Annotated in this window: 12 protein-coding genes; 11 read left to right on the forward strand and 1 reads right to left on the reverse strand. The window is 27.2% G+C overall.

The window, feature by feature from the left end; all coding sequences use genetic code 11:
- The first annotated feature begins 223 nt into the window (after window positions 1-223).
- From KGF50_RS16495 to KGF50_RS16525, 7 genes are all read left to right on the forward strand, one after another.
- Window positions 224-601 (forward strand): BlaI/MecI/CopY family transcriptional regulator, encoded by a 378-nt coding sequence (locus KGF50_RS16495; protein ID WP_227849080.1) that lies wholly within the window; start codon window positions 224-226, stop codon window positions 599-601.
- A 707-nt stretch (window positions 602-1,308) separates the two neighbouring features.
- The gene (locus tag KGF50_RS16500) at window positions 1,309-2,001 is read left to right on the forward strand and encodes a response regulator transcription factor (RefSeq protein ID WP_227828911.1); all 693 of its coding nucleotides are present in this window, start codon (window positions 1,309-1,311) and stop codon (window positions 1,999-2,001) included.
- A gap of 195 nt (window positions 2,002-2,196) precedes the next feature.
- Window positions 2,197-4,284, forward strand: a complete 2,088-nt coding sequence (locus tag KGF50_RS16505) for a sensor histidine kinase (protein WP_255655046.1) — start codon at window positions 2,197-2,199, stop codon at window positions 4,282-4,284.
- Window positions 4,285-4,634: 350 nt separating this feature from the next.
- Window positions 4,635-5,057 (forward strand): hypothetical protein, encoded by a 423-nt coding sequence (locus KGF50_RS16510; RefSeq protein WP_227849082.1) that lies wholly within the window; start codon window positions 4,635-4,637, stop codon window positions 5,055-5,057.
- Entirely contained in the window at window positions 5,050-5,640 is a 591-nt protein-coding gene (locus KGF50_RS16515) for a TetR/AcrR family transcriptional regulator (RefSeq protein ID WP_227849083.1), read from the forward strand. The genes KGF50_RS16510 and KGF50_RS16515 overlap by 8 nt, the downstream gene beginning before the upstream one ends.
- Entirely contained in the window at window positions 5,633-6,385 is a 753-nt protein-coding gene (locus tag KGF50_RS16520) for a DNA alkylation repair protein (protein ID WP_227849084.1), read from the forward strand. The genes KGF50_RS16515 and KGF50_RS16520 overlap by 8 nt, the downstream gene beginning before the upstream one ends.
- 74 nt (window positions 6,386-6,459) lie before the next feature.
- Window positions 6,460-6,879: a hypothetical protein gene (locus tag KGF50_RS16525; RefSeq protein WP_227849085.1), complete on the forward strand. Its 420-nt coding sequence runs from the start codon at window positions 6,460-6,462 to the stop codon at window positions 6,877-6,879.
- Between the two features lie 278 nt (window positions 6,880-7,157).
- On the opposite strand, the gene KGF50_RS16530 is transcribed toward KGF50_RS16525, so the two are convergent.
- Window positions 7,158-8,246 carry a DUF2185 domain-containing protein gene (locus tag KGF50_RS16530; protein WP_227849086.1) on the reverse strand — a complete coding sequence of 363 codons (1,089 nt, stop codon included), beginning with the start codon at window positions 8,244-8,246 and terminating at the stop codon, window positions 7,158-7,160.
- Window positions 8,247-8,692: 446 nt separating this feature from the next.
- On the opposite strand from KGF50_RS16530, the gene KGF50_RS16535 reads away from it, so the two are divergent.
- The 4 genes from KGF50_RS16535 to KGF50_RS16550 all read left to right on the forward strand — a co-directional run bounded on the left by KGF50_RS16535 (window position 8,693) and on the right by KGF50_RS16550 (window position 13,038).
- On the forward strand, window positions 8,693-10,612 hold the full coding sequence (locus KGF50_RS16535; RefSeq protein WP_227849087.1) for a PTS sugar transporter subunit IIA: 1,920 nt from the start codon (window positions 8,693-8,695) through the stop codon (window positions 10,610-10,612).
- Between the two features lie 12 nt (window positions 10,613-10,624).
- Entirely contained in the window at window positions 10,625-10,903 is a 279-nt protein-coding gene (locus KGF50_RS16540; RefSeq protein WP_227849088.1) for a PTS sugar transporter subunit IIB, read from the forward strand.
- Between the two features lie 132 nt (window positions 10,904-11,035).
- Window positions 11,036-12,295, forward strand: coding sequence for a PTS ascorbate transporter subunit IIC (locus KGF50_RS16545; protein WP_227849089.1), 1,260 nt, complete (start codon window positions 11,036-11,038; stop codon window positions 12,293-12,295).
- Between the two features lie 2 nt (window positions 12,296-12,297).
- Window positions 12,298-13,038, forward strand: coding sequence for an SIS domain-containing protein (locus KGF50_RS16550; RefSeq protein ID WP_227849090.1), 741 nt, complete (start codon window positions 12,298-12,300; stop codon window positions 13,036-13,038).
- The last annotated feature ends 277 nt before the right edge of the window (window positions 13,039-13,315 follow it).

The following is a 13,315-nucleotide window of genomic DNA, read 5'->3' on the forward strand; positions in this document are numbered from 1 at the left end:
TGCCGATTTAGTTTTATTCTACAACTACAATAATACAACAGAATTAGTTATTATTCAACATGATTGTTTGAAAATTGGATAAATTTATAAATATGAACGTTATTTTACTTCAAAAAAATAGACTAAACATATAAATTGTATGGTAAAAATTACCTGTATCAATTGTGATTAGAAGCTTCTATTATTAATTTGAGCTAGACAGAATTTGAGGGAGTGACAAAACGTGGAAGAAGAAATATTAATAGAAGGGTTAGTAAGAGCAGAATTTGTGGTAATGAGCTATCTATGGGAAAAAGATTCATTGACATCTAAAAAAGAAATAATAAGAGACATAAAGCAGATGTATGGATGGCATAAGAGTACAATAAAAATAGTACTAAAAGAGTTAATTTATAAGGGCTTTTTAGCTAGAGATATTATAAAATTTCAATCTCATTATAAAATAATAATAGCTAGTGAAGAGTATGATACTCTTAAGAAAAAAGTATTAAAACCTACTAAAAACAGAAAAATTATACGTTCTCTTACGACTATACATAAGTCTATAAGTAAAGAAAAACTAGATTATTTAGAAGAGTATTATAGGAATCTAGACGAATGATTTGGTATATATTGGAAAGGGTATTTATATAAATTCTCTTGTCTGGAAAACTTTATTGAGATGGACTTTATCTATATATATCAATAATTTAAAAGATGAAAATGGTAGATAATTACATAATAAAAGCAATGAAGGTATGAAAGTATAACTTTTTGTACCTTTATTTTATTTATTATTCTGAACATATTTTAAATTATTGAATAGGTCTACTTTTGATAAATATAAATTTCATTAGGCTGTTTATAAAATATATATTTATAGATATAAAAACAAGACTTGGATAAGTAGCCGTTATCATAGTAAAATAAATGCTTGTAATTATATTTGGGTGGAAGATGGTGGAAGAAAATTAGAAAAAATATAATTTTTCCACCATTCTTCCACCCATAAAATAAAAATTACTCAATAAGAATTAATATACATCAATTCAGGTTAATCTAATAAAAATACTTAAATTAAAGTAATTTGAAAACCGCATAATTTAAATCCATTAATTCAAATAAAGCTTAATTTAATGCAAATCTTAAGAAATTTTTAAGATTTAGGATAATATTTTCTTAAGATTTATATTCTATTATATAGATATAAAGAAAAATTATAAAAATGTAAGATAATACAATATAACAATTTAGTCATTATTGAGAAAGGGAGTGAAAGATATTGTATAATAAATATAAGGATTATTATACAATAGAGGAAGTGAAAATATGTACAATATACTAGTAGTAGATGATGATAAAGAGATTGTTGATTCAATAGAGATATATCTTAAATCAGAAGGATTTAAAATACATAAAGCATATGATGGAATGAAAGCATTAGAAGTAATAACAGAAAATGATATTCATCTAATCTTAATGGATATAATGATGCCTAAATTAGATGGAATCAAAGCAACTGTAAAAATACGTGAAGAAAGAAATATACCAATAATTTTAATTTCAGCAAAAAGTGAAGATACAGATAAAATAATGGGATTAAACATTGGAGCTGACGATTATATAACAAAACCATTTAATCTATTAGAACTTGTAGCTAGAGTAAAATCAAACTTAAGGCGATATGTAACTTTAGGTAATTATGAAGATACATGTAAAGAAATTTTAAAAAGTGGAGCTCTAGAGTTAAATACATTGACAAAAGAAGTTAAGATTGATGGCGAAAATATAAAAATGACACCAATTGAATATAAGATAATTGAACTTCTTTTAGAAAATAAAGGACGAGTCTTCTCGATAGATGAGATATATGAAAAAGTATGGAATGAAGAAAGTTTTAATTCAGAAAATACAGTAGCAGTACACATTAGACGAATAAGAGAAAAGATTGAAATAAATCCAAAAGAACCAAGATTTTTAAAGGTGGTGTGGGGAGTTGGTTATAAGATTGAAAAATTTTAGCGGAAAACTTATGAAAGAAAAGAGTTTAATATTTAATTGCATTTTAATTTTAGTCGTTTTTACTTTTACACAAATATTAGGAATTCTTATATGTTTTAACTTCTTCTCAAGTAGCTTAATGTACTCTATGGGAATTATGCTTGTATTGAATTTTATTTTATATAAGATATTGACGATGTAGATGAGGTGAACAACTTGGAGAAATATAGAGCATTAAAGTTAGTAGCATTAATAATAGTATCTATTTCGTTTCCATTAGCTATACTATTTGCATCAATAGGACTTGCTGAGCCTAAACACAATATACAAAAAACTTCTACAAGTAGTGCAATTGTTCGAATATCTGATGATTTTTATGACAGTAATATATTTGATGAAAGTACAATGCAAGATTTATTATATAATTTGAAGCTATCTGTAAATAGTGGATATACCAAAGAAGAAAAAATTAAGTTAAATTATAAGTATTCAAAATCAGGAGGAGACGGCAAAAATATTGCTTTAAGTAATGATTATGATGACCTTAATAGTTATGATGATTTTGTAAATAATAAACTATCGTCTATGGAATATTTAAACTCTCTGAAAAATATAAAAATGTATATTAGAAATACATATACAGGAGTGTTTTATACTAACACAATATATAATGATTTAGATGAATTTAAGCAAAATATGAAGGGTTATTGTGATGTAGAAATAATAGCAGGAGTAGAAAAAAGTTCCTATACTAAAAAACTAAATGGGAAAAAATCTGAATTAAATAATATTGATTTAAAATTAAATGGTATAGATGAAACCTTTGAAGCCTATGTATCTTTTCCTAAAGAGTTAAGTATTGAAGATGGAATTGTATACAATAACTTTGAAACATTTAAGCAAGCTACAGAAAAAGTGAAATTATTTTTTGTAGCTAGTTTAATTTTGGCTATTATATGTTTATTGTCCATGATATTATGTAAACGAATTAAATGTAAGGCATTAAAGAAAGATAGTGTATCTTTATTAATATACAATAAAATACCTATGGAATTTAATGCAATAATAATAGCTATCTCAATAATACTTCTATTTCTGTATGTTATTAATACATCCTATGATATTTATATTATATTACTAATTTCTATAGCATCATTACTAATTTCAAATAATATATTTTTTATAACTGTTCAGTTAAGCTATTTGGAAAATAAAATGTGTATATTTAAATCAAGTGTTATAGTAAGAGTTATTTTATGGTTAATAAAAACTGTAAGGGAGGTCATTAACGCTATAAAGAAAGTATCTTTAGCAAGAAAAGTTATTGGTATAGTAATAATATCCTTGATTTTAATAATTTTAATCAGTGCTCAAAGTGTAAGCCTAGGATTGTTATTTTCTATATGTATATTTTTAGGTTTTGCACTTTATATAACCAAAAGGCTTTCTTATTTGAGTTATGTTATAGAAGGTACCGAAAAAATAAAAGATGGTGAATTAGACTATAAGATAAAAATTAGTGGAAATGATAATTTTACATCGTTAGCAGAAAATATAAATAATATTGGAGAAGGCCTAGACAAAGCAATAGAAGAACAGGTAAAAAGTGAAAGGATGAAATCTGACCTTATAACTAATGTATCTCATGATTTAAAAACTCCACTTACCTCTATAATAAATTATGTAGATTTAATTAAAAAAGAAGACTCTATACAACCGGACTATATAAACGATTATATAAATGTACTAGAGTCAAAGTCAAAAAGGTTAAAATTATTGATAGAGGATTTATTTGAAGCGAGTAGAGTAAGTAGTGGTAATATAGAGTTACAAGTTAGTAAAATTGATTTGGTACAACTATTAAGACAAAGTATAGGTGAGCTAGAAGAAAAATTATCTGCAAATAATCTAAGTATAAGATTAAATGTTCCAAATGAAAAAGTGTATATATGGGCAGATGGAAGAAGAATGTATAGAGTTTTTGAAAATCTTTTGTCAAATATAGCTAAATATTCTTTGGAAAGTACTAGAGTTTATATCGATGTTTATGAAAATGGTGACAATGTAAAGGTAGTTATGAAAAACATATCTTCATATGAGTTAAATTTTGACCCAAGTGAGATTATGGAAAGATTTAAAAGAGCTGATGAATCAAGAAATACTGAAGGTAGTGGATTAGGACTTGCTATTGCAAGAGATTTAGTAAATTTACAAGGTGGAAAATTCTATATAGAAATAGATGGGGATTTGTTTAAAGCAAATTTAGAATTTCAAAAATATGAAGAAGAAATAAGGATAGATTAAAATAAAATTTCAAGATATAATATGATTTTTACAGAAAAAGTAAGATATTAAGAGACTTCTTATAAAACAATTATATAGATACTTTTAAAGAAAGGAATACTTTTAATTAATTTTATGAGAATGTAGATAGATTTGTGTAAATATATTTTTTCTTACTAAATATTGCTGGAAATTTTGATATGCTCTCTTTATAGTAGATAGTTGAAATAATGAAAGCTAATGCTATGAAGGGAGTATATTTTTATGTCACGAAAATCCAAAACAAATTTTGAAACAAAAACCAAATTATTTGACATACATACTGTATGTATGTTATATTGATGGTACCAAATATAAAGGAGATTATTTTTATGAAAAATAGTTTTTACCCCGTACTAATGTGTAATGATATAAGAAAAGAAGCAGATTTTTTTATAGAATTATTTGACTTCAAGGAAACCTTTAATAGTGACTGGTATATTAGCTTAAAAGACAATGATGAATTTGAGTTGGCATTTATTGATAGTTCACATGATACAATACATAAACTGTATAGAAAACCGTGTGAGGGTATTATTCTTAATATTGAAGTTAACGATGTAAATACTGTATATTCAGAAATAATTAGTAGAAAAAAATCATCAATTTTGTTAGATATAAAAAATGAAGAATATGGTCAAAGACATTTTCTTATTGAAACTCCAAGTAAAATTTTGGTTGATATTATTCAAATAATCCCACCATCAAATGAGTATATTAAAAATTATAAGAAATCAGGTAATGAAAATGACTAAAAATAAAAAAGAATTAGCATCTATAAATACTACAAAAAATTTGATTGCCATTGCACGTAATCATTTTTCTACTTATGGCTATGAAAAGACCTCATTAGAAGCTATCGCCGAGGAAGCTAATATGACTAGAGGTGCAGTATATCACCACTTCAAAAATAAAAAAAACTTATTTAAAGCAGTTTTGAGCCTTGTTCAGTATGAAGTTGGATTAAACGTAGAAAAAGAAGCTATGACATCCGAAGATATATGGGAACAGTTAATTTTAGGTTGTGTTGGATTTGTGCAATCAGCTACTTTAGAATCTAACAAAAGAATATTATTAATCGAAGCACCTAATATTATAGAGTGGAGAGAGTGGAAAAAAATGGATAATGAGAATTCTGTTTTACTTTTGGAAGAACAACTCTTAATTGCTCAAAAAAATGAAAAATTAATAGAGTTTGATATTCATATAATTTCACATATGATTTCTGGTGCATTAAATGATTTATCTATTTTTCTTGCAGAAACCAATACTTTAGATAGAAATCAAGTTTATAGAGCTGTTTATCATTTATTGAAAGGATTTAGAAAAGATGGCTAAGAAAGTGAAAGACTATTATGACATTGAATATGTAAACTTCTTGGCTGAAAAAATAAAATCAGTATATCCAGAATTTATTATTAATAAGTTCTTTTCACTGACAAAACCAACTATTGAATTGTTAGAATTCAATCAAAGGCAGGAGTTATTAGCAAATGCTTTAAAAGAGTCTATTAATTTAAGTTATTCGGATACTATTAATGTTTTTGAGAAAATACTAGGTCCAGAGTTAGAGGGCAGTTTAGGTATGTTTACAGAAGGTTATTGGTTATGGCCTATTGGAAAGTATGTAGAGAAGTTTGGTGGAGAAAATTTTGAAGTAAGCACAACTTTCAGTAAAAAGTTGACAAAAAGATTTACTAGTGAGTATTGTATGTGTACCATAATAAATAATTTTCCAGAACAGTCTATGGCTTTGCTTTTGGAATGGAGTAAAGATAGTAATAAAAGAGTTCGTCGATTAGCTAGTGAATGCATTAGAATACGATTGCCATGGGCAAAAAAAATGTATGTTGCCTTAGAATATTTTGATACTTATTTTGAATTATTGTCTAATCTAAAAGATGATACAGATAAAACTATTCAAAAGAGTGTAGCAAATAATCTAAATGATTTATACAAAGAAGAACAAGACAAATTTGAATTAATTATTTCTAGTTGGAAAACAGAAAATATAACAAAAGAATGTCAATGGATTATTAGGCATGCTTCAAGAACAAAAAATAAAAAGCAAGAATATATGTAGTATTTATATATTAAGAATATAAAGAATAACTAAAACTCTAATTTTAACGTGATGTAAAGAAAAAGGAGAGTGTGATGAAAGTCAAAATAAACAGCAGCTTAATTGTTTTTGGAACTTCGATATTGACTATCCTATACTTTTTTGTAATCGTGTCTCCCTTTATCGAAATGTATGGCTTACTTAGTGAAAATACTATACAATCAAAAGCAACAAAAATATCATATTTCTGTTTGACTACACCAGTATTTATCGCATATGCTGGGGTAATATTATGTTACTTTCGAAGAATAACTTTTTTTAAATGTATAAACTATCCCCTTATTGTCACCAATGTTTACTTTGGAACCTTTGCCTGTCTAATGGTATTTGGTGGAAGTGTTTTATGGCTGATGGTAGCAACTTTTTTCTTTTTTATATTGTCGTTCTTTGGAAGTTTTTTTGTTGGAATCTTTAAAGATATTCATTATTTTAGAAGATGGAGATTATCAAAGTGAGCAATCAATAAAAGAAATGAATGAAAAAGGATATTATGTGAGTAAGAAAATGGAAAGATGATATATTTCTAATGAAAAAAGAGTAATTAAAAAGTAATTATAAAAAAACTCTATAAGAAAATTGTATTTTTCAAAATATTTTCTTATAGAGGCAAACAAATATTGTATATAATGCTAATATTTCTTTATTATCTGGAGTAATTACATATATTATGAAGAGTGAAAAACAGATTTACTAATATTGATGATAAATTTAAACCGATAATTAACCTAATATCTTAAAAATATATTGGATTCATAAATGGTATTACAAGTTCTGCAACCTCTCCATCTGCATCAAATCCCCAATATCCGCTGTAAATACCATCACCCATACCACTTGTGAACATAATTAATCTGTAGGATGTTTGTGGTAATTGCCAAAGTAAGAAATTGCCATCTTTATTCTGTACATTTGGGTACATTTCATAACTTTTTTGAAAAAGTGTTGCAAAATAATCATTATATTTGTTTTTGTCTGGATTTTCATTTTGCCATTTTGTTATAAAATTACTATACTCTTTTGCAACTTTTGCATCTGAAAAACAGGCTAATCCTGTATCCACACCAAAGAAAGTCCATGCTCCTGATTTTCCAAAATCCTCGCCTTTTTTTCCTTTTGGCATTGCAATTTCATATTTGATAGGTTTTTTGTCATTGATAATTAATCTTGCTGCTGCAATTCTAAGTCCTGCAATTTTAGAATGGCAGATAGAAATTTCTACCGAATAACTTCCAACAGGTATTTTTCTTTCTAAATAAGTCATATATTCACTCCCTAAATACGCAAGAGGGTCTGCAAGGACAACTTCTCCACTTGGGAAATCTGTTTCCCCTATTATAAATGGTTTAAGTTTCTCACTTCTTTGAAACAAGCCTTGAAAGAATTCTATTGAATAGTTTTCCTGATTCAAAAATTTTAGGTTTTTTTCAAATGCTATTTGTGCAGGATGCTTAACTTGTTCTCTAATTTCTTTTCCTGTATTTGTATCAATAAAATATTTTCCACTTTTATCAGAGTGAAACTCTAAATCAGTTCCTATGGGCATATAAAAAATATTCAAAGCAGTTGGTTCAATGTCAATAAGTGTATTGAAATCTACAATTGCCATATTCTTGGGATTGTCTACATACTCCTGTGTATCTTTATCACCAAAAGCAATCCATCCATTTCCAAACTCACTATATTCTCTAAAAATCCACTTCAGTTTTGATGTTCCATTGAGAATCGATTTGCTGACAATACAGCCACCTGCCCCAGTAATATACTGTTTTATTTCTGATTTTTCGACTTTTGTTTCCTTTTTATTTTTGCTAAACAGTTCCATACGAATTCTCCTTACTTTCAAAATTTTTTTGATAATAAATATAATAGATATTGACATTATTTTATTTGATGTTCAATTTGTTATATTTCAATTTATTTGATAAATATATCGTATCATACCTGCATACTAAAGTCTGTGTTTTTCTACTTTTAGCAAAGTTACTTATTTCAATCTGTATGGTAATAATTGTATTTGATTGTATAAAATCATTACAGTAATATTTATTTAAGTAGAGATGATTTATGGTTTTTTTACTCAGTATAGCTTGTTTCTTGAAAAAATAATATGTGCAATTCCCATATTTTTTTTAAAATACTTTTTAGTATCGTTTATCTTTTAGATTAGAGTTAGATTGTGCAAAATTATAAAATAAGTTAAAATCATGTGCAATTATTTGGTATGGCACTATGTATGTAAAATATAGATAATAAAATTAAGGAGGCAGTATGAAGGAAAGGGCTAAAAAAATATTAGATTTTATTATTAAAAATAACAATGTAACATCACAAGAACTACAAGAAAAGTTCAACATATCAAAAAGAACTGTTTATTACGATATCTTATCTATAAATGAAGAACTAGGAAAAAGAGGTAATATAAAAAATATAAAGCACAAATTTATATTTGAAGGTAACTTAGGTAATGTAAGAAAAATAATTTCAGCTGAAGAAGATAAATTTCTAGATAGTGAATATAGAAAAACTTTTATATTAAACAAAATATTACATGATGAAAAAATATCAATAGAAAAACTAACAAATGAAATGTTACTTTCAAAAAATACAGTAGTACAAACAATAACTGATATAAAAAAGTATCTTCAAACGATGGGACTAAAATTAGAGTACAAGGGAAAGTACAAAGTAATAGGTGATGAATATGTTATTAGAGAACTTTTCTTGCTACTTACACAAGAAAATGTATTAGAAATTAATTCTACAAGTAAGGAAGTAACTGACTTTGATACAAAAGGATGCATAAATCTTACAGATTATTCTTTATTAAATTTAACTAAGTTTACAGAGTTTCTAAATAAAAGAATAAGAGATGGGAAAACCTTGTATTCTTATAAATATCTAAATGAAGCTAAAAAAATTAGTTACTTTAATAATTGTAAAGAACTTTTGTGTGAAGAAGCTAATGAAAATGAACAAGCCTATGTGTGTGCTTATGTAAGTTCACTTCCTAGTTTAAATAGTGAGGTTAAGGAAGATATTGTTGAAGAATATGTAGATAAACTTATAGACAAGTTTGAAATAAATACAGCAATAAAATTAGAAAGTAAGTATGAGTTTAAAAAAAATATTTTAAGGCACTTGCATTCTTCTTACAACAGAATAAGATTTAAGTTTCCTATTAGCAACCCTATGCTAGATGAAACGAAGTATAAACATAAGTCACTTTATAAGATTATAAAGTCAATTATAGAAAATGAAGAAGAGTTTCCTGTATTTGAAGGTATAAGAGAAGAAGAAATAGGATTTATAGCAGCATATTTTGGAGGATACTTAAGAGGTTCTAGAGATAATGGTCTAAGAAAGAATAAAGTCTTGCTAGTTTGTCCTAATGGCCTTATGGTATCAAAGAGCTTGGAAATACAGCTATACAAATACATACCAACTATAGAAATAGTAGGTATAGTATCTATTAAGCAACTAAAAGAAGTAAATATATACTATGATTACATAATTACAACCATAGACATACAAAATGTAAGTAATGTAATAGTTGTAAATCCTCTTTTAACAACATCAGACATTCAATTACTGATGAACAAGCTCATAAGTGTAAAAGAAAATGAGAAGTATTTCAATCTTGAACTGATAATACAGGCTATAAGAAAAAATGGAGTTATTAATAACGAAGAATCACTAAAAGCTGACTTATTAAACATAATACATAAGATAGATGAAGGAGAGATGTATCAACCAATGTTAAAGGAATTAATTAATGAAGATAGGGTCAACATAATAAGAAGTGTTAAAGATTGGAAAGAAGCAATAAAAATGGCCTCAAAACCCTTGCTAGAAGACAACTCTATTGAAGAGTTGTATATAGAAAACATGATAAAGTCAGTTGAAAAGTATGGACCGTATATTGTTTTAGCTGATAGATTTGCTCTACCACATGCAAGCTCTAAAGAAGGGGTAAACAAACTTGCCATGTCTTTACTTATAGTAAAAGATGAGGTTGATTTATTAGGAAAGCCAGTGAACATATTTATGGTACTAGCTGCAATAGATAATACTACTCACATCAGAGCATTAGCATCACTTTCAGAGATGATGTACGAAGAAGAAAATATAAAATTAATAATTAATGGAGATAAAAGTTCAATACTAGAGCTTATAAATAAACAAAATTAGGAGGTATTTAAAATGAAAATATTGGCAGTATGTGGATTTGGTGTAGGTTCATCAATGGTATTAAAAATGACGATACAAAAGGTTCTAAAGCAGTTAAGTATAGAAGGAGAAGTAGAAAATACAGATATAAACTCAGCCAGAGGAGCTGATTGTGACTGTATATTTACAAGCCAAGAATTATTAAATGAATTAAAAGGAACTTGTAATGTACCAGTATATCCAGTTAAGAAGTATATGGACTTAGGAGAAGTTACAGAAGTTGTTCAAACTTTCTTAAATGATAAGAAATAGTATAAACTTTAAAAATTAAATTTAAGTTAACCGACATAAAATAAAAACTTACTGAAATTAAAAACAGTAAGAAAGAGAGGGGGAATTTAGTGATAGAGAACTTAAGTAGTTAACTTATCACTAAAAAATATAATGCTTGATTTTATTTCAAATAATATTTTACGTAATCCGTCTATGCTAATTGGATTAATAGCAGCGTTTGGCCTTATATTACAGAAAAAGAAAGCATCAGATGTTATAAAAGGGTCATTACTTGCAGCTTTCGGCATCATAATTATGGAAACTGGGACAGGTATGTTAGTTGGTTCAATAGCACCGATTAATGGAGCTTTCCAAAGTATAAGTGGTGGTGCAGTAACAAAAGGTTTAAGTGATGTTACTTTTACTGCAAGTTATGGGGGTATTATAGGTTTAGCAATGTTTGTAGGTCTAGCTCTTCATTTAATGATAGCAAGATTTACACCTATTAAGACAATCTTTTTAACAGGTCACATGCTTTACTGGTTCCCATTTATATTTGTAGCATCAGGAGTTGAAGCGGGATTAAATGGAGGAGTATTAATAGCTTTTGCAGCAGTATTATCAGCACTTTACTGGTCAATAATGCCATGGTTATTAAGAAAATATGTATTTGATGTTATTGGAGATGACTCTTTTACACTAGGACATCCATCAGGTTGTTTAGCACTTATATCAGGATTTGTTGCTAAGTTAGTAGGAAATAAAGAAAAGTCTACAGAAGATATAAACATACCTCAAAGTTTGTCATTCTTTAGAGAAATATCTATAAGTGGTGGAATGGTAGTGTTTTTAATGTTTATAGTGGTTGGAATAGTAATACCAGATGCATTTAAAGATACTAATGAGTTTATTGGAACATATGCAATAAAACAAGGTCTTTCTTTTGGAGCAGGTCTTATAATAATGCTTCATGGGGTAAGAATGTTAATAAATCAAATAATGCCTGCATTCCAAGGTATATCAGAAAAAGTTGTACCAAATGCACTACCAGCTTTTGACTGTCCAATACTATTTAACTATAAGCCAAATGCTGTATTAATAGGATTCTTAGTTGCCATGTTAACATCTACAGCTATGATTTTAATATGTAACTACTTTAATGTATTTAACATGTTACTTATACCACTTGTTATAACTTCATTCTTTGAGTGTGGAGCAGCAGCTGTAATAGGGGAATCACAAGGTGGTATACGTGGAGCTATAATAGGTACAGCTGTAGCTGCAATATTTATGGTAGCTTTAGTAGGAATATCTGCTGTAATTTACTCAGGAACTATTCAAAACTGGATACTAATATTTGGTGGAAACGACCTTTCACTATTTGGTATAATCAGTAAGTTTATAGGTTCATTATTTGGAGGAGCATTGTAAACATGGAATTTAAATACATAAATGAGATAAAAAGATTAATTGATATAATAGAAACTGAAGAAAAAACCAATATGGAAAAAGCAGTACAAATACTTGTTGAGGCGATAAAAAACAAGAATGCTATATTTTCCTTTGGGGCTTCACATGCAGGAATACTAACAGAAGAATTATTCTACAGAGCAGGTGGATGTGTTCTTATAAATCCGGTATTTGCAAAGTCTCTAATGTTAGACACCGCACCTATAACTCACACTAGTAAGATGGAAAGATTAGAAGGATATGGTGCAGCTCTAGCTGATAAGACTCCAATTAAAGAAGGTGATGTAGTTATAATTCACTCAGTATCTGGTAGAAATCCAGTAAGTATAGAATTTGCTATGGAAGCTAAAGAAAAGATGGCAACAGTAATATGTATAACTAATTTAAGTTATTCAAAGAGTGTATCTTCAAGACATTCTTCAGGAAAAAATCTTTATGAAGTATGCGATTTAGTAATAGATAATCATGGTCAAAAGGGAGATGCATGTGTAAAAATAGATGGCCTAAATCAAAGAGTTAGCCCAACTTCTACTGTAATTGCAACCACTGTGATGAACTCCATTATAGCTCAAGTTACTCAAGAGTTAGTTAATAGAGGGTTAAAGAATCCACCAATTTTTTATAGTGCAAATATAGATGGTGGAGATGAGTTAAATAAGAAGATTTTTGATGAGTATAAAGATGTAATTTATTATGAGTATTAAAGTGAAAAAAGTATTTTAATAAGTTCCAAAAAGTCTTAACTCTTAACAATGTAAATAAGTAGTACCTAAAAAAGCTGTAGGTAAAATCTACAGCTTTTATTATTGGGTAATACATCGAATGAATATAAGTAATAATATTTCTAAAAAGAGGTTGTAGGTAAATTTGTTTTTGCACAAATCTACTTACATCCTCTTTTTTATTAATTAAAAGAATTCTTCATTTATTTTATAATATAAAATATTAAATTATTTAATTTCTATAATAAATATATTAATG

The sequence above is a fragment of the Clostridioides sp. ZZV15-6598 genome, assembly GCF_020657705.1.
Lineage (GTDB): Bacteria > Bacillota > Clostridia > Peptostreptococcales > Peptostreptococcaceae > Clostridioides > Clostridioides difficile_F.

Excerpts from the sequence above, each read along its gene's own strand:
- KGF50_RS16500 (WP_227828911.1), top strand. The coding sequence starts at position 1,309 with ATGTACAATATACTAGTAGTAGATGATGATAAAGAGATTGTTGATTCA.
- KGF50_RS16510 (WP_227849082.1), top strand. The coding sequence starts at position 4,635 with ATGAAAAATAGTTTTTACCCCGTACTAATGTGTAATGATATAAGAAAA.
- KGF50_RS16515 (WP_227849083.1), top strand. The coding sequence starts at position 5,050 with ATGACTAAAAATAAAAAAGAATTAGCATCTATAAATACTACAAAAAAT.
- KGF50_RS16520 (WP_227849084.1), top strand. The coding sequence starts at position 5,633 with ATGGCTAAGAAAGTGAAAGACTATTATGACATTGAATATGTAAACTTC.
- KGF50_RS16525 (WP_227849085.1), top strand. The coding sequence starts at position 6,460 with ATGAAAGTCAAAATAAACAGCAGCTTAATTGTTTTTGGAACTTCGATA.
- KGF50_RS16530 (WP_227849086.1), bottom strand. The coding sequence starts at position 8,246 with ATGGAACTGTTTAGCAAAAATAAAAAGGAAACAAAAGTCGAAAAATCA.
- KGF50_RS16535 (WP_227849087.1), top strand. The coding sequence starts at position 8,693 with ATGAAGGAAAGGGCTAAAAAAATATTAGATTTTATTATTAAAAATAAC.
- KGF50_RS16540 (WP_227849088.1), top strand. The coding sequence starts at position 10,625 with ATGAAAATATTGGCAGTATGTGGATTTGGTGTAGGTTCATCAATGGTA.
- KGF50_RS16545 (WP_227849089.1), top strand. The coding sequence starts at position 11,036 with ATGCTTGATTTTATTTCAAATAATATTTTACGTAATCCGTCTATGCTA.
- KGF50_RS16550 (WP_227849090.1), top strand. The coding sequence starts at position 12,298 with ATGGAATTTAAATACATAAATGAGATAAAAAGATTAATTGATATAATA.